Genomic DNA, 21,925 nt, shown 5'->3' on the forward strand with positions numbered 1-21,925 from the left:
TTCACGCCTCCTGGGGCGCCGGTTCGGCCGCCACGCGCCGGCGCTCCTCCTTGGCCACCCGCAGCAACGCCCCCGACGCGCCGATCATGGTGAACACCAGCCCGGTCGCCACGCCGAACCCCAGCAGGTCGAACGTGACCGACGCGATCCCACCCGACACCACGGCCGCCACCAGCGCGCTCGCCAGGCTCCGCAACTGCTCGTCCTTGCTGATCACCCGCACCCGGATCGCCGCGAACGCCGCCGCCAGGAACATCCCGATCAACGCGAACAGCCCCAGGTAACCGTTCTCGATCAATGTCAGCAGGAACTGGTTGTCCAGGATCGTGTACTTCGTCGGCAGGTACGTGCCGAAACCCCGCCCCAGCAACGGGTTCAGGTCGATCTGCTCCCAAGCCGCCTCGTAGTCCGCCGTACGGGCCTTCACGCTCGGGTCGTCCTCGATGTTGGAGAACATCCCGCGCAACGTCCCGAACAGCCCCGGCACCACCACGCTCGCACCGAGGAACGACCCACCGCCCACCACCGCCGTGGCGATCTTGCGCGGCCGCGGCAACGTGATGATCATGATCACCGCGCCCACCGCCATGCACAGCAGCGCCGTCCGCGACAACGACAGCAACGCGCCCAGCCCGACCAGCGCCAGGCACACGAACCAGCGCACGTGCGGCGTGCCGTCGTCCCGGGCCTTGAACACGTAGTGCACGCCCAGCGGCACGGCCATCGCGCACACCAGGCCGAATTCGATCGGGTGGTTCGTGGTCCCCGTCGGCCGGCGGAAGATCGACCGGGCCTCCATCGCCGAGTACCCGTTGTCCTGCACGCGCAGCCCCGGCAGCGACACGTACGACGCCAGGTCGACACCCAGCCCGAACTGCACCAGCCCCACGAACGCGATCACCGCCGCACAGGCCAGCAGCAGCTTGAGCACCCGGTCCAGCCGCTCCTTCGTGCGCACGGCGTCGCACACGAACACCGCGACCGCGATCATCGACGTGATCCGGATGATGCTGCTGTCGGCCACGGTCAGCTCGTCGCTGGGCAGCCACCGCCGGGTCGCCACGCCGTAGGTCGCCAGCTGCGACGCCAGGTACAGCGCGACGGCCGTGCGCACGAGGTTGCGCCCCTTGCCCATGCCGACGTTGTCGACCATCTGCCCGGACACCCACAGCACGCCCAGCAGCAACGCCACCACCAGCGCGGGCGGCAGCGTCATCGGCACGAACGACAGCACCAGCCGGGCCGGGATGATCAGCAGCGCCAGCAGGAACAGGCTCACCAGCGTGGCGCCGTCCGCCCGCCGCCGCACGGGTTGCTCCGGCAGGAACCGCTCGGCCACGGTCAGGGTTTGTCTTCGCTGGTCGGCCACGCGGGCGTGCCCGGCTTGCCGACGTTGCGCGGACCCGGCGCGGCGATCTTCACCGTCTGCTCGCTGGCCGTCGGCTGCGGGCGGCGGGCCGGCGGGCCGGGAGGTCGGCGGGACGCGCCGTTGAGCGGCGGCACGGGCGGCTTCGCGCCAGGCGAGCCCGGAGGAACCGGGGCGGCAGGACCGGCAGGAGCGGTAGGACCGGCCGTGGCGGCCCGAGCGGCCGGCGGAGGCGTCCTGGAGGCGTCCTCGGGCTCGGCGTCCCCGTCCTTGCCCTCACGCGACTCACGGCGGCGGCGCAGGTGGTTCAGGACGCTGTCGCCGCCGAACGTGGCCGCCGTCGTCAACAACATCAACAGCACGAACGCCGCGCCCGCGTACCGGACCTTGCCGCCGATCTGGGCCTCCGCCGTGGTCGGGTTCACGATCACCTGCGAGGTGATGAACGTCGACTCGGGCGCCTTCAGCGCGACCTGCTGCTTGTCCAGCTCCTTGGCGGCGAACTCCATCACGGTGGTGACCAACCGCTCGGCCGATTCCGGCGAGCTGCCGTCGGCGGTGACGAACAGGAACGGTCCGCTCATGCCGCCACCGGCCGCGGTGAAGTTGTCCGTCGCGTCCTTGCCCAGGCCCAGCGAGTCCTTGCGGGTCTTCGGGTCGGCCAGGATCTGCGCCAGGATCTGCGCGGTGGTCGTCAGGCTGCCGTCGAACGCCAGCAGCGGGTTCACCCGCACCGCGTCCTCCGGCGACAGCTTCTCCGAGAACGTGCCGCCCGCCGCCGGCGACGTGAGCACCATGACACCGGAGGACTGGTAGCGCGTCGGGATGGACAGGAACACACCGGCGGCCACGGCGACAGCCGTGATCGCCGCGGGCAGGGCGATGTACCACCGCCTGCGCAGCGTTCGCACGGCGCCCCAGAAGTCCATCCGCTCCCCGATCCACGTTTACCCTGCGTGCGGGCGCGCAGGGTGTTGTTACTCTGAAATCGGCCGACTCGCGCCTAGTCGTTACAGGTGGTGATGGACTTGGGCTACCGGCGCGTGGTGTTCGCCGTCGCGGCCATCGTACTGGTCGTCGGCGGCGCGGTGGCGTATGTGACGTCGGTCGTGCGCGACGCCTCACCCGTGCCGGTGGCCTCGGTCGACGGCGACCTGATGTTCGTGGCCCTGGCCGACGGGCGCGGCCGGGTCGAGCAGGTGCGCCTGGCCGATCCCGCCGCCCGCGGCGCGACGCCGTTGACGTGCCGGCGGGTGTACCGGGCCGGTGGCACGACGGTGTGCCTGACGCTGGCCGGACCCGGCCCGACGTTCGCCGCCGAGGTGTCGCGGGACGGCGCCGTGACGCGGACCGTGCCGCTGCCGGGCGTGCCGAGCCGGGCGAAGGTGTCGGCCTCGGGGCAGGTGGTCACGTGGACGTCGTTCGTGACCGGCGACTCGTACGCGGTGCCCGGCGGGTTCTCCACCCGCACGGGGTTCCTGGACCTGCGCACCGGCGAGGTGGTGGAGTCCCTGGAGGGCTTCACGGCGGTGGTCGACGGTCAGCCGCACACCGCGCAGGACGTCAACTACTGGGGCCTGACCGTGGCCGCGGACGACCGCACGTTCTACGCGACCCTGGCCTCGGGCGGCTACACCTGGCTGGTCAAGGGCGACCTGGTGGACCGTCGCCTGGAGTCGTTGCGGCGTGACGCCGAGTGCCCGTCCCTGTCACCGGACGGCACGAAGGTCGCCTACAAGAAGCGCATCGGCCGGCTCGGCCCGTGGGAGCTGGCGGTGCTCGACCTGAAGACCGGTGTGGAGCGCAGGTTGCCCGGCACGGCGGGGGTGGACGACCAGGCCACCTGGCTGGACGACGACCGGCTCGCGTTCGCCGCCGTGCCGAAGGACGCCAAGCTCGCCTCGATCCACGTTGTGCCCGCCAACGGCTCGGCCGACGCGGTGCTCCTGATCTCCGACGCCTCCTCGCCGTCCCCCATCTGATCTTCGGTCGAGGCGCATGATCTTCGGCTAACGCCGCTCCGCGACACCACGATCTCCTTGTGTCACAACGAGAACGTGGTGCATCGGAGGCTGAAGTTGTTATTCCTGGCGAGAAGTGAATACCTCTCCGCAAGAATCGTATTACCCGACAAGGGATGCGGGCACGTCGACCCTTCGGGCGCGGCTCCGCTCCGATGACCAACGCGCCGACCCCGTCCTCACCGCCGACCTCGACCACGACCCCGCCACCCCCGGTCCGGCTGCCGTCCCTCACCGGCCTGCGCTTCCCGGCCGCGTTCGTGGTCTTCGGCTTCCACCTGCACGCGGGCGGGATGTTCGACGGCACCGGGGCGGAGGGCGTGCTGGAGGCGCTGTTCGGGCAGGGGGCGACCGGTGTCGGCTTCTTCTTCCTGCTGTCCGGGTTCGTGCTCACCTGGTCCGCGCGGGAAGGCGTCCCCGCGGGCGTCGCACGCAGGCGTCGGGCGGCCAGGATCCTCCCGAACCACGTGGTGGTCTGGGTCGTCGCCTTCGCCGGTCTGGCCCTGACCGGCGGTGTGTCCGTGGTCGCGGGCGTGGTGGGGCTGTTCCTGCTCCAGGCCTGGGTGCCGGTGCAGTCGATCTACTTCGGCGTGAACACGCCGTCGTGGTCGCTGTCGTGCGAGGCGGCCTTCTACGCGGCGTTCTCGTGGCTGCTGGCGCTGGTGGACCGGGTGCCGCGACGACATCTCCGGGCGGCCGCGGCCGTCCTCATGGCCGCGGTGGTCCTCGTCCCGGTGGTCGCCCTGCCGCTGCCGAGCGCGCTGGAGTACTGGTTCGTCTACGTCTTCCCGGTGACCCGTGCGCTGGAGTTCGTGCTGGGCATGGTGCTGGCGCGGATCGTGCGCGCGGGCCTGTGGGTGCGGCTGCGCCTGTGGCAGGCGGGGGTGTTGGCGGTGATCGGCTACGTCGCCTCCGGCTACCTGCCGGGCACGTTCGGCTACGTCGCCGGCACGGTGGTCCCGCTGGCGCTGCTCATCCCGGCCGTCGCGGTCGCCGACATCACCGGCACGCGGTCGCCGTGGCGCGGCCGCACGGCGGTGTTCCTCGGCGAGATCTCGTTCGCCTTCTACCTGGTGCACCAGGTGGTCATCCGGGTCGTGGAGGCCCGGCTGGGCCCGCACGAGGTGGACCTGGCCGGGGCGGTCGGGCTCTCGGTCGCCCTGCTCGGCGCCTCGGTGGGGCTGGCGTGGCTGCTGCACCGGCTCGTCGAACGGCCGGCGCAGCGACGCCTGCTGGGATCGCGGCCGGTCAGGCCGACAGCTCCCGCCTGAGCACCTTCTCCAGCTCGTGTCCGGCCGCGTCCCACGACCGGCCGGACACGCCGGCGGACGCCGCCCTGGCCACCGCGTCGAAGTCCGGCAGCGTGACCACGTCGGACAACGCGCGGGCCAGGTCGTGCGGTGTCGCCGGGGCGTACCGGACGTGGTCGTTGTCCAGCACGACCCGGTTGTGCACGGCGTCGTTGACGACCGGCACGCAACCGGCGGCCAACATCTCGTGCGGCACCAGCGAGACGTTCGTCATCGACAGCGTGAGGCCCGCGTAGCACCGGTTGTAGATGTCGTTGAGCCGGTCGGGGGTCACCAGGCCGTGGTCGACGTGCCGGGGGCCCAGCGAGCCGATCTTCTCCCCGTACGTGTGGATCGCGATGTCCGGATGCCGTTCGGCGAAGAGCTCCAACGCCAGCAACCCGATCTCGATCGCCCGCCGGGGCGCGAGCCTGCGCGCGTAGAACACCACGCCGTCCCGCCGCACGCCCTCGCGCAGGTGGTAGCGGTCGGTGTCGCAGCCGAAGTCGAAGGAGTCGGCCGCCATCCCCATCTCGGCCCGCACCTTCTCGGCCAGGAACCGGCCGGCGGTGAAGCCGTGCATCCCCATCCGGTAGGTGTTCTCCGCCAGCGCCGACAGCCCGCCGACCGGGAAGAACCACGGCTCGTAGTCCTGCACCAGGTAGAACCGCTTCCCCGCGCACGGGTCGTTGAACACCGGGTACGCCGTCATCCACGCGGTGGCGAACACCGCGTGCGCGTCGGCCATCCCATCCCGCACGTCGTGCACCGACCCGCGAAAGCCGGGGTACGCCGACCGGATCACCGGCTCGTGGTCCGCCGCACGGCTGCCGTACACGTCGTACAGGTACAGCCGGCACGTGTGGCCGAGCGACTCCAGGTGCTCGATCAGCCGGAACATCGTGGTGTGCCCGCCCGAGCCCGGTGCCGGCGGCGTGCTGACCCAGTTGACGGTGAGCCGCCCGTCGACGGGCACGGGCGGCACGACGACCGGCCGCGGCACGCCGATGTCCGCCGCCCGCACGTCCTCCAGGCGCACCGGGAACACCTCGGCGTCCGCACCGAACCGCCGTGCCGCCCGGCCGAGCGCACGGGCGCCGACCTGTCGCACACCCTGTTCGCGCACGATGCGCGTGACCTGGTGCGCCCGCCGCCGCAACTGCCGCACGACCCTCACGCGCCACTCCTCCGCAACAGTCCCAGCACCTCGTGGCGCAGGGGGAACACCACGGCCGCGTACGCCAGCGACGCCAACGCACCACCGACCAGCAGCCGCACCAAGGCGCCGTCGAGCCACCACTGCACGCCCGACGCCACCACGACCATCACCACACCGCCGAGCACGGGCCGTGCGACGGCCGCACCCAGCGCCCGCGCCCGCAGCCCGTAGGGCCGGAACGCGATCAGGTACGCGGGCACGATCACCACCAGCACCACCACGCTCTGCGCCAGCGCCACACCCCGGATGCCGTCCAGGTGCGCGCCCAGCGCCAGCAGCGGCACGAGCGCGGCCAGCCACACCAGGTGGATCACCAGGATGGCCCGCGACCGCCCGGCGCTGGCCAGGTAGTCGTACCCCAGCTCCAACGCCACCCGCAGCGCGCCCAGCAGCACCAGCAGCGCCAGCGCCTGCGCGGACGGAGCCCACCGCTCGCCGTAGACCGTGCGCACCAACGGGTCGGCCAACGCCGCCAGCAGCACGCACGCGGGCACGGTCACCAGCGCGAGCAGCCGCAACGCGCGCGCGAACGTTCGCGCGAACAGCTCCGGATCATCCCTGACCTGCGAGAACGCGGCCAGCGACACGCTGCGAACCGGCTGCGAGAACGCGCCGACCGGCCAGTTCGCCAGGTTGAACGCGAGCAGGTAGAAGCCCAGCGGCACCGTGCCCAGCACGCTGCCGACGATGATGTAGTCGACGTTGAGCACCCCGAACACCAGCAGGCTCGCGCCCGCCAGCGGCAGCCCGAACGCCAGCAGCCCCCGTGCCTCGGCCGCGTCGAACCCCGGCCGGTAGCGCTGCTTGGTGTAGGTGAACATCACCACGGCGGCGACCAGGTTGGTGGCGATCCGCGACCACGCCAGGCTCCACGCGCCGAAGCCCATCAGCGCCAGCACGACCACCACGGCGGTGCCGATGACGAACGCGGAGGTGTCCGCGACGAACTTGTGGTCCTGCCGGAACTCCCGTTGCAGCAACGCCCCCGGCACCGCCGACGCGCCCGCGATCACCAGCGAGAGCGACATCAGCTGGATCACGCCCGTCGCCTGCGGTGTGCCCATCGCCTCGGCGAACCACGGCGCGCCGAGCACGCACACCAGCGCCAACAGGGCGCCGGACGCGATCGACAGCGTGGTCACCGTGGGCGCGAGCTCCTCGACCGGCCGTTCGGTGCGCACCAGGGCGACGCTCACGCCCATCTCGCTGATGCTCATCACGATGTTGAGCACCACCAGCGCGACCGCGAACACGCCGAACTGCTCGGGCGCGATGAGCCGGGCGAGCAGGACGCCCACGCCGACCTGGCTGAACCGCTGCACCAGGCTGTTGATCGCGCTCCACCGGATCGCCGAGGTGACCTTGCGCCGCAGCTCCGGCCGCTCGGCCTCCGCCGGTGCGACCTGTGTCGCCCCGGTCCCCGGCGGCTCCACGTCGGCGGTCACTGGCCGCGCCACTTCCAGACCTGCTTGCCCACCAGGCCGGCGCCGCGCTTGACCAGGTGGCTGCCCACGAAAAGCTGCGTGCGGCTGCACACCCTCGGGCCCAACGCCCGCCGCCGCCGCAACGCCCGGTGCTCGGGCAGTCGCTCGGCGTCCGGGAACACCCGCCGGGCGAACGCCTCCAGCTCGTCCACCGGGATCTCGTCCAGCTTGTCCCGGTCGTAGGCGCGCACCGCCCGCCACAACGCGTCCTTGGCGATCGACCGGTTGGCCAGCGACCGCAGCCGCGCCGGCAGGTCGGGGTGTTCGGCGAAGAACCGCTCGAACACCGCCTGCCGCTGCTCCAGGTCGGCGAACAGCGAGGAGAACTGCGTGCGCATCATGCTCTGCTGGTGCACCCGGTAGTACGCCGCCGGCTTGCCGCGCACGTAGCCGATGTCGGACACCGCGGCGATGCGCATCCACATCTCCAGGTCGCCCGCGTGCGGCAGGTCCGGCCGGTAGCCACCGACCTGCTGCTGCACCGACGTGCGCACCACGGCCTCGGGCGAGGACAGCACGTTCTGCCCGGTGCGGCAGCGCGCCTCGATCCAGTCGACCCCGGACCACACCGTGCGGCCGGCCGGGGGAGTGATCACGGACGGCAGGTCGCCCTGGCCTGTCGTCTGGTCGCCGACCCCGTCGGCGGTGTAATAAACGACACGTCCGTACACCATGCCGACGTTCGGGTTCGCCTCGAACACCTCGGCGGCACGGGCCAGCGCACCCGGCGCCAGGAGGTCGTCGGCGGACAGCAGCACGGTGTAGTCGGCCTTGGCCCACTCCAGCAGGCCCTCGTTGTAGGTGGCGATGTGGCCCTGGTTGACCTCGTGCCGGCGGCCCTCGACCCGCGGGTCCCGCACGAGCTCGGCCATGACCTCGGGCGTCTCGTCGCTCGACGTGTCGTCGATGATCAGCACCCGCACGTCCACGCCGGGCTGGTCGAGCACGCTCTTCACGCATGCACGCAGGAACCGCGCGTAGTTGTAGCAGGGGATGACGACGTCGACCGTTGGTCGTGCCGGGGGCTCAGTCACGCTCTACTCATCGTGTTCGACTGCGGATCGTTAACGGCGCGGCCCCGATCCCGATGTACGGGACACGAGGGGAAGGGGTTCCATGGACCACGTCGTGCTGACGCGTTTCAACCTGCCGTCCGTCGGCGCGGAGAGCGTCGTGCGGGCGCGGGAGGGGTGGTTGACCGAACGCGTCGGGTTGTTCGAGCGGTACTGCCTGCCGTCGGTGGCGGCGCAGACCTCCTCGAACTTCCGGTGGCTCATCTACTTCGACCCGGAGAGCCCGCAGTGGCTCAAGGACCGCATCGAGGCCCACGGCGACGCCTACACCCCGCTCTTCCGCACGCAGGTCGGCCGTGAGGAGCTGGTCGAGGACATCTCCCAGCTCTTCCCGGTCAAGGGCGACGAGCTGATCACCACCAACCTCGACAACGACGACGGCCTGGCCGCCGACTTCGTGGCCCGGCTGCAAGCCGACCGCACCACCGGCCGCCGCACCGCCCTCTACCTGGCGAACGGGCTGGTCAAGAGCCCGGCGGGGTTGTTCTCCCACCACGACCGCGACAACGCGTTCGCCTCGATGCGGGAGAGCTGGGACGCGCCGGTGACCTGCTGGGCCGACTGGCACAACCGGCTGCACCGGCACGCCGAGGTGGTGTCGCTGGGCGGGGCGCCCGGCTGGTTGCAGGTGGTGCACGGCGGGAACGTGAGCAACCGCACTCGCGGCAGGCTGGTCGCGCCCGCGCCGTACCGGCGGCTGTTCGGCGCCGCGCTGGACGACGTGCCGGAGCCCGCCGGTGGCGTGCTGGTCCGCGACCGGTTCGTCGGTCGGCCCCTGCGGTCGGCCCGTGACGGCGCCCGGTACCTGGCCAAGACGACGGCGTTGCGCCTGCTCGGCCCGGGTGGCTTCGAGAAGGCGAAGCAGGTGCTGGCCGCGCGCGGGCGGGTTCGGGCGCCGAGGTGAACAGGACCGCGGTGGCGGTGGTGCTCGGCCTCGCCCTGACCGCGTGCACGGCCGGGGCGCCGCGGCCGGACCCGCCGGCCGTTCCCGCGGCCGCGCCCGCCGGTCCGTCCGTCGACTACTACAAGAGGTGGGCCAACGGACCGAACCCCACCGGCGACCCGAACGTGTTCCCGATCACGGTGTGGATGCAGGACCCGTCCGGCATCGAGAACGGCGAGAAGCTCGGCCGGGCGTTCCCGAAGATCGGCATCGACGTCGGCATCGGGCTGTGGGAGGACGAGTGGTGGTACCTGCGGCAGGAAGGCCTGCACGAGACCGACTGGCGGGTGTACGTGGACGGCACGCGCGTCGACGCCGTCCTGGCCGACACCGCGCACGCCCGCAACTACGTCGGCTACCTGATCGCGGACGAGCCGGACATGACCAAGGTCTACGGCGACGTGTTCCACCCGGACATGCAGCCGTCGGCGATCCTGGAGGCCGCCGACGCGGTGCGCGCGAAGGACCCGTCACGGCCGACGTACCTCAACTTCAGCCCGTGGATGGGCACGCCGACCGGCGAGGTCGGCTACGGCTACATCGAGAAGTCGTACGAAGAGGACATGCGCACGTACTGCTCGGCCGCGGACATCGCGTCGGCCGACTACTACGGCTGGACGCACCCCGACCGCAACCACACCGTCGGCGCGTACAGCTACGGCCAGGTGATCGACACCATGCGCAAGTGGTGCGGCCCGGACAAGCCGCTGTACGGCTTCGTGGAGACCGGGCACCCGCACGACCGCGGTGAGATCATCCAGCCCGACCAGCTCGAATCGGCGGTGTGGAACACCGTCCTGCACGGCGCGACCGGCATCAACTACTTCGCGCACAGCTTCTACACCGACGGCACCGGCGAGTACTCCAGCGTGCTGACCCGACCGGAGATCACCGCGCGGGTGGCCGCGGTCAACGCGCGGCTGAAGTCGCTGGCGCCGGTGCTCAACGCGCCCAACGCGCCGGGCGTCACGGCGCGCGCCGACAACGGCATCCCGGTGTCGGCGTTGTCCAAGGAGGTGGGTGGCGCGCGGTGGGTGCTGGCGCAGACCGACGGCACCAAGGAGCACCCGCGCAGCCGCGCCGCTCGTGTCACCGTGGACGTGCCGGTGTCGTCGGGCACCGCCACGGTGGTGGACGAGGACCGGACCGTGCCGATCGTGGACGGCCGGATCGTGGACGACTTCGGTCCGTACCAGGTCCACGTGTACCGGTTCTGATCGGCTAACGGGGCAGCCCCCGGCCGCGATTGGGGCAGTGCGGGACCCCAATCGACGGAGGCCGACAGTGCTGCTGCCCAGACAGATCCGCAAGGTGCCCGCCACGTGCGGCGCGATCGCTTTGGGAGCAGCCCTGCTGCTCGTGCCGCCGGGGACGGCGACCGCCCAGGGCCCGGTGCGCGTGCTCGGCTACGTCGCCAACAACGGCGGCGGGGTGTCGGTGCTGGACACCGCCACGAACGCGGTCACCACCACGCTCATCGACTCCACGGGCGACTCGCCCTACGGCGTCGGTGTCGCGTTCGACGGCACGCGCGGGTACGTGACGAACGTCCGCGACGACACGTTGACCGTCATCGACACGCCGACCAACACCGTGGACGCGGCGGTGCCGGTCGGCGACGGACCCGCCGGTGTCGTGGTCTCGCCGTCCGGTGGTCACGTGTACGTGTCGAACTACCTGGCCGGCACGGTGTCCGTGGTCGACGCGGCGACGTTGGCGACCACCGAGACCATCCCGGTCGGGCCGAACGCGGACGGCATCGCGATCACGCCGAACGGCAAGCGCCTGTACGTGGCGCACGACGTCGCGGGGCCGGGCACCGTGTCCGTGGTGGACACCGCGACGAACACCGAGATCGCCGAGATCCCGACCGGCTACACCCCGACCGCGCTGGCCGTGACGCCGAACGGCGCCAAGGTGGTCGTGGTCAACAAGCTCTCGAACAACGTGGCCGTGATCGACACCGCGACGGACGCCGTGCTCGGCACGATCCCGGTGAGCTTCATCCCGCACGGCGTGGCGATCTCGCCGGACGGCAAGCGCGCGTTCGTGACCAACAGCGAGGGCCACAGCCTGTCGGTCGTGGACATCGACGCGTTGGCGCCGGTGGCGCAGATCCCCGTGGGCAGCAGGCCGATCAGCGTGGCGTTGACCCCGGACGGCGCGAAGGCGTACGTGACGAACTTCAACAGCGGAACGGTGTCCGTCGTCGACACCGCCGGCCTGTCGGTCGTGGGCACGGTCCCGGTGGGCGTGAACCCGGTGGGCATCGCGGTCCACGCCGTCCCGCCGGCGTCGACCAAGCTCACGGCGGGGTACGCGCAGCTCCAGTTGCGCCTGCTCGGTTTCGCCGCGCGCGGGCTGGACGCCACGCTGGTCGAGTCGCACACGGGCAAGCCGGTGGCGGGCAAGCTGATCGCGTTCCGCACGATCAAGGGCCACCCGCTGTGCACGGCCACCACGGACTCGCTGGGCAAGGCGCGGTGCGACGCGAACGTTCCGCTGCTGGTGGGCCTCGCGACGTTGCTCCAGGGCTACACGGCCGCCTACGCGGGCGACCTGACCCACGGCCGTTCGGTCGCGCACGGTTCGACCGGTCTGCTCTAGGCGTGCTCTAGGAGGTCGGGCCGGCCCCTTCGCGGGGGCCGGCCCGCCTGCCGAGCCACCAGGCGACCACGACCGCGACCAGCAGCGAGCCGATCGCCGCCCACACGGCCGTGCCGAAGGCCGCGAACTGGAGCAGGAAGCCGAACGCCACCGACGACACCAGCCGGGTCAGCGCCTGTCCCGTCTGGACCACCGCCAGACCGGACGCCCGCAACGACTCCGGGACCAGGGCGCTCACCCGGGCGGACAGCACGCCGTCCGTGGCGGCGTAGAACAGGCCGTGCAGCAACAAGGCCGCGCCGACCCCGGAGTAACCGGTGCCGGGGGCGAGCAGCAGCGCGTACACCGCGAGCAGCAGCACGTGCCCGCCGAGGAACACCGGCCACCGGCCGATCCGGTCCGCGAGCCGTCCCAGGGGCGCGGCGGCCACGAGGAACACCAACGCCGTGCCCAACGGCAACAGCGGCAGCAGGTGCGGGGGCGCGTCCGTCGCCTTCTGCACCAGGATGAACACGAAGGCGTCCGACAACGTCGCCAGGCCCAGCACGGCCGACGCCAGCGCCAGCCGCCGGTACCCGGCCTCCCGCAGCAACGCCAACCCGGCCCGCACCGACGGGCGCGGTCCGGCGAGCGCCGGGCGCGGGTTCTCCCGCACGAACGCCACCAGCACGATCAGCCCCACCGCGGCGAAGCACGCGCTGACCACGAACACCGGACCCGCCACCGTGCCGATGGTGTACAGCAGCAGGAACGTCACCAGCGGCCCGAGCAACGCGCCCACCGTGTCCATGCTGCGGTGCAGCCCGAACGCCGCGCCCAACCGGTCCGGCGGCGTGGCCAACGAGATCAGCGCGTCGCGCGGCGCGGTGCGCAGGCCCTTGCCCGCGCGGTCCGCGGCCATGGTCGCGCCGATGCCGAACGCCGACGGGCCGACGAGCGGGAAGATGAGCTTCGTCACCGCCGACAGCCCGTAACCGACCGCGGCGACCGCCTTGTGCCGGTGCGTGCGGTCCGAGACGTGCCCGCCGACGAGCCGCAGCACGGCCGTCGCACCCGTGTAGAGACCGTCCAGCACGCCGAACTGCGCGTAGCTCATGTTGAGCGTGAACAGCAGGTACACCGGCATGAACGCGGTGACCATCTCGGCCGAGACGTCGGTCAGCAGGCTCACCGCGCCCAGTGCCACCACCGTGCCGGGAACCCTGCCCTTGACCCGCTCGCTGGGCCGGACGGACGCAACGTACATGCACCCGATATCGGTCACGTGCGGTGACCGTTACCGGCGTCGGGCCCGGTCGTAACGGGGACGATCCCGAACCCGATGACGCGGGTATGCCGGAGATCCCGCAGACCCGCGTCCGCGTGGGCGCCGTCGACGTGTGGTCCGTCCGCGAATCCGGCGTCGCCGACCACGTCGCCGGAGCGTGGCGACGGGCCGAGGGCGGCGCGATCGTCACGGCCAACGTGGACATCGTGCGCGCCGCGACCCGCCGTCCCGAACTGGCCGCGTTGATCGCCGAGTCCGAACTGGTCGTCGCCGACGGCATGCCGGTGGTCTGGGCGGGCAGGCTCGCGGGCGTCCCGGTGCCCGAACGCGTGACCGGGTCGTCACTGGTGTTCACCCTGGCCGAGGCCGCCGCCCGGGAGGGCCGCTCGATCTACCTGCTCGGCGGTGACCCGGGCGTGCCGGAGAAGGCCGCCGACGTGCTGTGCGCCAAGTACCCCGGGTTGCGCGTCGCGGGCACGGACTCGCCGCCGTTCGGGTTCGACACCTCCGCCGAGGCCACCGCGGCGGCCGCGGCCAAGGTCGTGCGGGCCGAGCCGGACCTGGTCCTGGTCGGCCTGGGCTTCCCCAAGCAGGAACACCTCATCCGGCTCCTGCGCGCGGAGCTGCCGCGGGCCTGGTTCCTGGGCTGCGGCGCGGGCATCCCGATGGCCGCGGGCGAGTTCCGGCGCGCCTCGGGCGTGGTGCAGAAGCTGGGCGCGGAGTGGCTGCACCGCCTTGCGCTCGAACCCCGCCGCCTGGCCAAGCGCTACCTGCGCGACGACCTGCCGTTCGCGTTCCGCCTGCTCGGGGGCGCGCTGCGCACCCGCTTCCGCCGCTCGACCGCCGGCGACGTCGGCAACCGGATCGGGGAGTAGAAGTGCCGCTTGCCGTCGTCGTCGTGACCTACCACAGCGCCGAGGTGGTGGCGGACTGCCTCAACTCGGTCGCCGTCGCGCTGAAGTCCATTCCGGACAGTCGAGTCGTGGTCGTGGACAACGCTTCCACCGACGACACCCTGGCGATCGTCGCACGGGTCGCGCCGCACGCCCAGGTCGTGGCGCGCGCCGCCAACGACGGTTTCGGGGCGGGCGTCAACGCCGGGTTCGCCGCCGCGCCCGACTGCGACGTGCTGGTGCTCAACCCGGACGTGCGGCTCCACCGGGACGCCGTCACGCTGCTGCGCGCCGCCTTGGCGTTGCCCGGCACCGGTATCGCGGTGCCCCGCTTGGCCGGCGCCGACGGCGCGCCGCAGCCGTCCCTGCGGCGCGCGCCGAACCCGTTGCGCGCGTTGGGCGAGGCGATCCTGGGCGGCCCGCGGGCGGGCCGGTCCGAAGCGCTCGGCGAGCTGGTGGTCGACCCCATCCGGTACGAGACGGCGGGCACCGCGGACTGGGCGACCGGCGCGGCGTGGCTGATCTCCCGCGAGGCGCGCGAGGCGACCGGCGTGCTGGAGGAGCGGTACTTCCTGTACTCGGAGGAGACCGAGTACATGTTGCGCGCGGGCAAGCGCGGTTACGCCGTCCGCTACGAGCCGCGGGCGCGTGCCGTGCACATCGGTGGCGAGCAGTCGACGTCACCGGTGCTGTGGTCGATGGCCACCACGAACCGGGTGCGGATGGTCCGCGAGCGCCACGGCCGCCTGGCCGCGTTCGCGATGTGGTGGCCCGTGCTGCTCAACGAGCTGCTCCGCGTGCCGCGCGGCGCCAAGCACCGCAAGGCCGTCGGCGACCTGCTGCGCTGGCGGCGGTGGCCGCAACGCCCCGGCGCGGGCGCCGAACCCGGCTGGGTGTGCTTCTCCGCGCAGGACTGGTGGTACCACAACCGGGCGCACTCGGACTTCCAGCTGATGCGGTCGATGTCGGCGCACCGCCGGGTGCTGGTGGTCAACAGCATCGGCATGCGGATGCCCACCCGCGGCAACAGCACGCACGTGTCCCGGCGCATCCTGCGCAAGCTGCGCAGCGTGGCCAAGTTCGTGCGCAGGCCGATGCCCGAGTTCTACGTGATGTCGCCGCTGCCGCTGCCGTTCTACGGCTCGCCGCTGCTGCGCAAGGTCAACGCGGTCCTGGTCCGCTCCCAGGTGCGCCTGGTGGCGCGGTTGCTGGGCCTGCGCGCGCCGGTGATCATGGTGACCATCCCCACCGCGTGGGACGTGGTGGCCCCGATGCGCCGGCGCGGCCTGGTGTTCAACCGCTCGGACCGGCACTCGGACTTCCCCGAGGCCGACCGCGCGTCCATCGAGGCGTTGGAGAACCAGCTCCTGGCCAACGCCGACCACGTGGTGTACGTGAGCCACGCGCTGATGGACGAGGAGCGGCCGCGGACCGGCGCCCGGGCCCACTTCCTCGACCACGGCGTGGACGTCGACCACTTCACCGCGCGGCCGGAGCACGAGTGGCCGGACGACGTGCGCGCGATCCCCGGCCCGCGCATCGGCTTCTTCGGGGCCTTGGACGACTTCGTGGTCGACTTCGACCTGCTGGAACGCGTCGCCGCCGAGCTGCCGCAGGCGTCGCTGGTGCTGATCGGCGACGCGACGCACCCCATGGAGCGGTTCGACAAGTACCCGAACGTGCACTGGCTGGGCTTCCGCCCGTACTCCACCATCCCGGCCTACGGTTCGGCGTTCGACGTGGCGATCATGCCGTGGCAGGACAACGACTGGATCAAGCGGTCGAACCCGATCAAGCTGAAGGAGTACCTGGCGCTGGGCCTCCCGGTGGTCAGCACGGACTTCGCCGAGCTGGCCTCCTACACCGACCGCGTCCGCGCCACCCGCACCCACGCGGCTTTCGTCGACGCCGTCCGCGCCACCCTCACCGCCGGCCCCCTGCTCCCACCGGCCGCCCTCCGCGCCTCCGTCCAACCCCACTCCTGGCACGCCCGCGCCCACACCCTCCGAACCCTCCTCACCCCCTAACCCCCGCGTGTCCCACCTCCACCCCGCGAGAGTCCTACCTCCACCCCGCGAGAGTCCTACGTTCAGAACGCCCGTGTCCTACGTTCAGAACGCCCGTGTCCTACGTTCAGAACGCGCGTGTCCTACGTTCAGGACCCCCGAATTCAACGCTCAGGACGCCGCGACCGGTCCTGAGGCACCCTCGACTGCGCGACCACGCCCGAGGTTGCGTCGTTGTGGCCTGCGCCGCGAACCTCGCCGTCTTGCCCAAGCGGGGTAGCCGGCGCATCTAGGGTGGGTGTCGTGCAGCCACTGCCCCCGAACGCCCCGCCGCGGATCGGCGACTACACGCTGCTCGCCGCCCTCGGTCGCGGCGCGATGGGGTCGGTCTACCTGGCCCGTTCACGCGGCGGGCGACCGATCGCGGTCAAGGTCTCGCGGGCCGAGCTGGCCGACAACCCGGAGTTCCGCGAACGCTTCCGCCGCGAGGTCGAGATGGCCCGCGCGGTCGGCGGCTTCTGGACCGCCACCGTGGTCGACGCCGACCCGGACGCCGAACGGCCGTGGATGGCCACCGAGTACATCCCCGGCCCCAGCCTCCAGCAGGCCGTCCAGGACCACGGACCACTGCCGGAACGCGCGGTGCGCCGCCTCGCCGGCGGCCTGGCCGAAGCGCTGGTCGCGATCCACGGCGCCGGCCTCGTGCACCGCGACCTCAAGCCGTCGAACGTGCTGCTGGCCGACGACGGCCCCCGCGTCATCGACTTCGGCATCGCCCGCGCCCTGGAGCACTCCGCGCTCACCGAAGCGGGCATCGTGTTCGGCACCCCCGGCTACCTGTCACCCGAGCAGGTGGTCGGCCAGAAGATCACCACCCAGAGTGACGTGTTCGCGCTCGGTTCCGTACTGGTCTACGCCGCCACCGGCGGTGGGCCGTTCGGCGAGGGCGCCACGTCCGCGCTGGTCTACCGCGTGGTCCACCAGGAACCGGACCTCACCCGCGTCCCGCCGAGCCTGGTGCCGCTGATCGTCCCGTGCCTGGTCCGCGAGCCCGCGAACCGCCCGACGCCCGCACGCCTGCTGGAGCTGATCGGCCCGCCGTCCGCCGAACCGTCCTGGCTGCCGGCCCGCGTCCGCACCATGGTCGAGCAACGGCACACCGAGCTGAGCAAGCTGCCCGCCAAGCCGCCGACCAGGGTGATGGTGGACGACCCACCGCCCAAACCGCCGACCCTCGTCGGCCCCCCGCCCACCAACTTCCCGCCGCCCACCAACGCCCCCACGCCCACGAACGTCCCGGCACCGATCAACAAGCCCGCGCCCGTCCGGATCGACCCCGAGCGCAAGGAGGTCCGCGCCACCGGCCTGCGGTTCAAGACCTCCCGCGCCGTCGGCCTGAGCTGGGCCGGCGCGAACGTGCTGGCCGCCATCGTGACCGGCTCGATCGCCGACCCGGCCGCGGGCGCGCCGGCGGCCGTGCGGCTGGCCGCCTTCATCGCGTTCCTGGCGTTCGCGGTGGCCGCGATCCGGCTCTTGGTCGGCGTCGCGCGCGCCCCGCTCACCCTCGACGTCGGCCCCGACGGCATCACGCTGTCCAACGGCGCCGAGTCGCGCCGCCTCCCGTGGTACGCGATTGCGCGCGTCAAGGTGGAGGCCCACCACGCCCGCCCGTGGCTGGTGGTCTGGCTGGTCGGCGCCGCCAAGACACCCGACACCCTGGGACGCGGCAGCTTCACCCAGCACAAGGGCGGTCTGCGCGTCTACCCGATCTCGCACGAGCGCTACCGCAAGCGCCGCGACCGGGACGTGGTGGAGCTGCGGTCCGCGCTGGCCTGGTACGGCTCCGCCGCCTACGACCCCCGGTAGGGCGGATCAGCGACCGCTGAACGTCGCCTTGCCCGGCCCGTCGGCCAGGAACGACCGCACCGCGCCGCGCAGGTCCTCGGTGTCGAACAGCTCGGCCGCGATCGCGGTGATGTGCTCGTCCGCCTCGGCCACGCCGCCGCTCTCGAAGTGCGCCAGCACCCGCTTGGTCGCCGCGTGCGCCAACGTGGGCCCGGTCGCCAACCCGTGCGTGAACTCCAGCGCCGCGTCGTCGAAGCCCTCGTCCGGCAGCACCCGGTTCACCACGCCCCACCGTTCCAGCGTGGCCGCGTCGTAGCGCTCCCCGGTCATCACGAACTCCTTGGCCCGCCCCACGCCCGCCCGGGCGGCCAACCGTTGCGTGCCGCCCATGGTCGGGGTCAGCCCGACGACCTTCTCCACCAAGCCGAACGTGGCCCGCCGCGCGGCCAGGACGATGTCGCACGCCATCGCGACCTCGAACGCCCAGGTCAGGCACAGCCCGTGCGCGGCGAAGACGGTCGGGAACGGCAGCGCGGCCACCCGTTCCGGCAGCTCCAGCATCTGGTCGAACAGGGCCTTGGCCTGCGCGGACGTCTTCTGCGCGGCGAACAGCCCCACGTCGACGCCGCCGCTGACGACCTTGCCCTCGAAGCGGATCAGCAACGCCCGCGCGGGCCGTTCCTCCAGGTCCTCGACCGCCGCCTCCAGCAGGTCCTGCAACTCGGCGGTGTACAGGTTCAACGGCGGCGCGTCGACGGTGAGCACGGCGAGCCCGAACGCGTCCCGCTCGAGGCGGAGGAGTTGCGCTGCCACGGGCGTGGACTTTACACGCGTCCGGAATGCCGAAAACCACGTGGCCAAATGGCCCAATGCGACCCGGCAGTCGGTTCTCCGCAGGCGGCCGTGACGGCGACGTGCGAGGATGTGTCGGGTTACGCGGAGGTGTCCGCGAAACGGCGGAACCGACGAGGAAGATCGTCATCGCGGCCCACGGGCGGGGACACGGCTCCGCGCTCGGGTGGGAACGGCCGCCGTCTCGATTGGCGCTGCGGCCATTCGCCTCGGCACCCGTACTGACCTGGCCGAAGTACGAGCGCCACGGGCCCGGGACGGCTACCGTGAAGGTGTCCGCGTTCACCGACGACCGCTGTGCGGACCACTGCTGCGAAAAGCGGCTATGAGGGTCATTGGGTTCCCATATCACCGTTGTGATGTGTCTCACTTGACACTGAATAAACGTCACAGTTGAGTATGTGGCGAAAGTCGGCCGCGGAATGAAATGGGGATCAGTCCAGTGGCTTTCGCCGTTGAGTTGACATTTCGTGATGCGCGCCAGGTGCGGAGATCCATTCATCTCGCACACCGGGAATATTGGCGTCCGCTCGCCGAGCAGGGTGTGCTCGTCGGAACCGGCCCCTGGGCCGACGGTTCCGGCGTGTTACTCATCGTGCAGGTGCCCGACGACGCCGCCGCCCGGGACCTGGTGCGCGGTGATCCGTACGTGCGATCGCAGTCGATCGCAGAGGTGCGCATACGCCAGTGGCACGTGCTGCTGGGTGTGCCGGAAGGTGAGCGCGTGCCGGGCATCGTCCGGCCACGCGATGGGCAGAGCGCCGAAGCGCGCTCGCGCGAGCCGTTGACGCCGCACGAGCACCGGATCGCGCTGATGATGTTGGAGGGCATGACGAACCGGCAGATCGCCGAGCACTTCTCGGTGTCGACCCGGGCCGTCGAACTCCACATCACCCGCATCTACCGCAAGCTCGACATCGGCCGGCGGGCCCAGCTCGCCGCGGCGATGCCGTGGGGTCAGCGGTCGTACCTCTAGGCCACACGTACCGGTCGGGCGTACTGCGAAGACCGGCGGAGCACTCCGCCGGTCCTCGTGGCGGTCACGGCCTCGGGTGGCACCCTTGGGCGCCAAGTGCCGAATCGTTCGGCGAGAACCCTCCGTGTGTCGTGATCGGGTTATAGGGCTGTTCAGGTGGCGAACGTGGCCGGGCGGGTACGGATCCGCGGGCCGAAAGTTCACCGACCGTGCGGTATGTCACATGATTAGGCAATACGGGTGACTTCTGTCAATACTCCTTACCGATCGGTAACGTGAGCGGTGGGAGTCCCCGTTGGTGCGCAACTTCGTCGTCGGATCCGCTGTGCTCGCACTGCTGGCCGCCGGGTGCGGCACCGAGGAGCAGGCGCCGATCAAGGCCGGTCCCGGCGTCACCGGCGACACCATCTCGCTGGGCGTGCTCACCGACATGACGGGGCCGTTCTCGGCCACGTCGCTCATCCGGATCAAGGGCTACGAGCTGTTCCTGAGCCAGCTCAACGAGCGCGGCGGGATCTGCGGGCGCAAGGTCGAGCTCAAGCAGGCCGACCACGGCTACGACGTCGACCGGGCGTTGCAGGCCTACTTCGAGCTGGAACCACAGGTGCTCGGGTTCATGGACGTCACCGGCACGCCGATGACCGAGGCCATCGAGCCGGACCTGATGCAGACCCGCGCCATCGCCGCGCCCGCGTCCTGGTCGGCGAGCCTGCTCGGCAACCCGCACATGATGATCGTCGGCACCACCTACGACCTCGACGTGATCAACGGGCTGGACCACCTGAAGCGGTCGGGCGCGATCCGTGAGGGCGACACCATCGGGCACGTCCACGTCGACAGCGACTACGGCCGCAACGCCCTCGAAGGCAGCACGTTCGCCGCCGAGAAGTGGGGCATGCGGCTCGTCGCCAAGGCCGTGTCGGAGACCGCCGACGTGACCGCGCAGGTGGGTGAGCTGCGTGCGGCGGGCGCGAAGGCGGTGTTCCTGAGCACGTCGCCGCAGCAGACCGCGACCGCCGTGGCCACCGCCGAGCGGCTCGGCTGGGACGTGCCGTTCCTGGTCAACGCGGCGGGTTACGACCCGTTGATCCTGGAGTCGCCCGCGGCGGCGGCCGTGGTGAAGCGGGTGCAGGTGGTGTCGCCGATCGCGCCGTTCGCCACGGACCTGCCGGGGCCGCGCGCGGTGGCCGAGGCGTTCACGCGCAAGTACCCGGACCTGGAGCCGACGGGTTCGGTCGACCACGGTTACGTGATCGGCGTGGCGTTCGCGGCGATCCTGGAGAAGGCGTGCGCCGAGCGTGACCTGACCCGTGACGGCGTGCTGCGGGCGTTCCAGGACACCAACATGGTCGACACGAACAGCCTCACCGGTCAGCTGCGGTTCTCGCTCGTAGGACGGCCGTCGGCGACGCAGTCCTACATCGCGAAGCCGGACCCGGGGACACCCGGCGGGTTGGCCGTGGTCGCCAACCTGTTCGAGTCCGAGCTGGTCAAGCTGAAGGGCACCCGGGCGAAGTAACCCTGGCGGGTTGTTTCCACCGGTCCGCCCGGGGAATCCGAGGCGCATGATCGAGGTGCGCTGGGCGGTGCCCACGTCGGTGGAGCGGGTGTTCGCGGTGCTGGCCGACGGCTGGTCCTACGCGGGCTGGGTGGTGGGCGCGGCGCACATCCGCGAGGTCGACGCGGGGTGGCCGGGTACCGGCACGCGGGTCCACCACAGCGTCGGCGCGTGGCCGTTGGCGGTGAAGGACGTGACCAAGGTGCTGGACGTCGACCCACCCCGGATGCTGGAACTCGAAGCGCGCATGTGGCCGCTGGGCGCCGCCAGGATCCGCTTCGAGCTGAAGCCCACGTCCGACGGCTGCGAGATCACCATGCTGGAACAGGCCGTCAAGGGTCCCCTCTCCCTGCTCCCCGAGCAGGCCCAGACCCTCTTCCTGACCCCTCGCAACCGCGAATCCCTCCGCCGCCTGGCCGACCAAGCCACCCGCAAACCCAACCCCTAACCCGCGAGAGTCCTACCTTCAACCCGCGAGAGTCCTACCTTCAAGCCGCGAGAGTCCTACGTTCAGGACCCCTGAATT

The 21,925-nt window shown here is 71.6% G+C and carries 18 protein-coding genes; 11 read left to right on the top strand and 7 right to left on the bottom strand.

Annotated features, from left to right (window positions below; translation table 11 throughout):
- Window position 1 precedes the first annotated feature (1 nt).
- Both ACYVLT_RS14855 and ACYVLT_RS14860 read right to left on the bottom strand, forming a co-directional pair.
- Window positions 2-1,339 (bottom strand): O-antigen ligase family protein, encoded by a 1,338-nt coding sequence (locus tag ACYVLT_RS14855; protein WP_461120756.1) that lies wholly within the window; start codon window positions 1,337-1,339, stop codon window positions 2-4.
- A gap of 2 nt (window positions 1,340-1,341) precedes the next feature.
- Window positions 1,342-2,295: a hypothetical protein gene (locus ACYVLT_RS14860; RefSeq protein WP_461120757.1), complete on the bottom strand. Its 954-nt coding sequence runs from the start codon at window positions 2,293-2,295 to the stop codon at window positions 1,342-1,344.
- 93 nt (window positions 2,296-2,388) lie between these two features.
- Between ACYVLT_RS14860 and ACYVLT_RS14865 the strand changes: the two genes are divergently transcribed.
- Entirely contained in the window at window positions 2,389-3,348 is a 960-nt protein-coding gene (locus ACYVLT_RS14865) for a TolB family protein (protein ID WP_461120758.1), read from the top strand.
- 194 nt (window positions 3,349-3,542) lie between these two features.
- Window positions 3,543-4,658 (top strand): acyltransferase family protein, encoded by a 1,116-nt coding sequence (locus ACYVLT_RS14870; RefSeq protein ID WP_461120759.1) that lies wholly within the window; start codon window positions 3,543-3,545, stop codon window positions 4,656-4,658.
- Here the strand turns inward: ACYVLT_RS14870 and ACYVLT_RS14875 are convergent.
- The 3 genes from ACYVLT_RS14875 to ACYVLT_RS14885 are packed head-to-tail and all read right to left on the bottom strand — an operon-like array spanning window position 4,636 to window position 8,413.
- Window positions 4,636-5,853, bottom strand: coding sequence for a rhamnosyltransferase WsaF family glycosyltransferase (locus tag ACYVLT_RS14875; protein WP_461120760.1), 1,218 nt, complete (start codon window positions 5,851-5,853; stop codon window positions 4,636-4,638). The genes ACYVLT_RS14870 and ACYVLT_RS14875 overlap by 23 nt on opposite strands.
- Window positions 5,850-7,352: a lipopolysaccharide biosynthesis protein gene (locus ACYVLT_RS14880; RefSeq protein ID WP_461120761.1), complete on the bottom strand. Its 1,503-nt coding sequence runs from the start codon at window positions 7,350-7,352 to the stop codon at window positions 5,850-5,852. The genes ACYVLT_RS14875 and ACYVLT_RS14880 overlap by 4 nt, the downstream gene beginning before the upstream one ends.
- Window positions 7,337-8,413, bottom strand: a complete 1,077-nt coding sequence (locus ACYVLT_RS14885) for a glycosyltransferase family 2 protein (RefSeq protein WP_461120762.1) — start codon at window positions 8,411-8,413, stop codon at window positions 7,337-7,339. The genes ACYVLT_RS14880 and ACYVLT_RS14885 overlap by 16 nt, the downstream gene beginning before the upstream one ends.
- Window positions 8,414-8,507: 94 nt before the next feature.
- Here ACYVLT_RS14885 and ACYVLT_RS14890 point away from each other — a divergent pair, with 94 nt between their 5' ends.
- The 3 genes from ACYVLT_RS14890 (at window position 8,508) to ACYVLT_RS14900 (ending at window position 12,002) form a co-directional block, all read left to right on the top strand.
- Entirely contained in the window at window positions 8,508-9,356 is an 849-nt protein-coding gene (locus ACYVLT_RS14890; RefSeq protein ID WP_461120763.1) for a glycosyltransferase, read from the top strand.
- Window positions 9,353-10,612, top strand: coding sequence for a hypothetical protein (locus tag ACYVLT_RS14895; protein WP_461120764.1), 1,260 nt, complete (start codon window positions 9,353-9,355; stop codon window positions 10,610-10,612). Before ACYVLT_RS14890 ends, ACYVLT_RS14895 begins: the two co-directional genes overlap by 4 nt.
- A gap of 67 nt (window positions 10,613-10,679) precedes the next feature.
- The gene (locus ACYVLT_RS14900; RefSeq protein WP_461120765.1) at window positions 10,680-12,002 is read left to right on the top strand and encodes a YVTN family beta-propeller repeat protein; all 1,323 of its coding nucleotides are present in this window, start codon (window positions 10,680-10,682) and stop codon (window positions 12,000-12,002) included.
- Between the two features lie 7 nt (window positions 12,003-12,009).
- Here ACYVLT_RS14900 and ACYVLT_RS14905 read toward each other — a convergent pair whose 3' ends face one another.
- On the bottom strand, window positions 12,010-13,248 hold the full coding sequence (locus ACYVLT_RS14905; protein ID WP_461120766.1) for an MFS transporter: 1,239 nt from the start codon (window positions 13,246-13,248) through the stop codon (window positions 12,010-12,012).
- Window positions 13,249-13,334: 86 nt separating this feature from the next.
- Between ACYVLT_RS14905 and ACYVLT_RS14910 the strand changes: the two genes are divergently transcribed.
- The 3 genes from ACYVLT_RS14910 (at window position 13,335) to ACYVLT_RS14920 (ending at window position 18,034) form a co-directional block, all read left to right on the top strand.
- Complete coding sequence (locus ACYVLT_RS14910) at window positions 13,335-14,144, top strand: WecB/TagA/CpsF family glycosyltransferase (protein ID WP_461120767.1); 810 nt, start codon at window positions 13,335-13,337, stop codon at window positions 14,142-14,144.
- 2 nt (window positions 14,145-14,146) lie between these two features.
- The gene (locus ACYVLT_RS14915) at window positions 14,147-16,189 is read left to right on the top strand and encodes a glycosyltransferase (RefSeq protein WP_461120768.1); all 2,043 of its coding nucleotides are present in this window, start codon (window positions 14,147-14,149) and stop codon (window positions 16,187-16,189) included.
- A gap of 282 nt (window positions 16,190-16,471) precedes the next feature.
- A complete protein-coding gene (locus ACYVLT_RS14920) occupies window positions 16,472-18,034 on the top strand; it encodes a serine/threonine-protein kinase (protein WP_461120769.1) in 1,563 nt (520 codons plus the stop codon).
- Between the two features lie 6 nt (window positions 18,035-18,040).
- Here ACYVLT_RS14920 and ACYVLT_RS14925 read toward each other — a convergent pair whose 3' ends face one another.
- On the bottom strand, window positions 18,041-18,826 hold the full coding sequence (locus ACYVLT_RS14925; RefSeq protein ID WP_461120770.1) for an enoyl-CoA hydratase/isomerase family protein: 786 nt from the start codon (window positions 18,824-18,826) through the stop codon (window positions 18,041-18,043).
- Window positions 18,827-19,307: 481 nt separating this feature from the next.
- Between ACYVLT_RS14925 and ACYVLT_RS14930 the strand changes: the two genes are divergently transcribed.
- The 3 genes from ACYVLT_RS14930 to ACYVLT_RS14940 all read left to right on the top strand — a co-directional run bounded on the left by ACYVLT_RS14930 (window position 19,308) and on the right by ACYVLT_RS14940 (window position 21,847).
- The gene (locus tag ACYVLT_RS14930) at window positions 19,308-19,841 is read left to right on the top strand and encodes a LuxR C-terminal-related transcriptional regulator (RefSeq protein ID WP_236594835.1); all 534 of its coding nucleotides are present in this window, start codon (window positions 19,308-19,310) and stop codon (window positions 19,839-19,841) included.
- A gap of 298 nt (window positions 19,842-20,139) precedes the next feature.
- Window positions 20,140-21,360 (top strand): ABC transporter substrate-binding protein, encoded by a 1,221-nt coding sequence (locus ACYVLT_RS14935; protein ID WP_461121125.1) that lies wholly within the window; start codon window positions 20,140-20,142, stop codon window positions 21,358-21,360.
- A 46-nt stretch (window positions 21,361-21,406) separates the two neighbouring features.
- Entirely contained in the window at window positions 21,407-21,847 is a 441-nt protein-coding gene (locus ACYVLT_RS14940) for an SRPBCC family protein (protein WP_461120771.1), read from the top strand.
- Window positions 21,848-21,925 lie beyond the last annotated feature (78 nt).

The sequence above is a fragment of the Saccharothrix stipae genome (assembly GCF_054781895.1).

Bases quoted from the DNA above. Each gene is read 5' to 3' on its own strand.
- ACYVLT_RS14905 (WP_461120766.1), bottom strand. From the start codon at position 13,248: ATGTACGTTGCGTCCGTCCGGCCCAGCGAGCGGGTCAAGGGCAGGGTT.
- ACYVLT_RS14865 (WP_461120758.1), top strand. From the start codon at position 2,389: ATGGACTTGGGCTACCGGCGCGTGGTGTTCGCCGTCGCGGCCATCGTA.
- ACYVLT_RS14910 (WP_461120767.1), top strand. From the start codon at position 13,335: ATGCCGGAGATCCCGCAGACCCGCGTCCGCGTGGGCGCCGTCGACGTG.
- ACYVLT_RS14940 (WP_461120771.1), top strand. From the start codon at position 21,407: ATGATCGAGGTGCGCTGGGCGGTGCCCACGTCGGTGGAGCGGGTGTTC.
- ACYVLT_RS14870 (WP_461120759.1), top strand. From the start codon at position 3,543: ATGACCAACGCGCCGACCCCGTCCTCACCGCCGACCTCGACCACGACC.
- ACYVLT_RS14860 (WP_461120757.1), bottom strand. From the start codon at position 2,295: ATGGACTTCTGGGGCGCCGTGCGAACGCTGCGCAGGCGGTGGTACATC.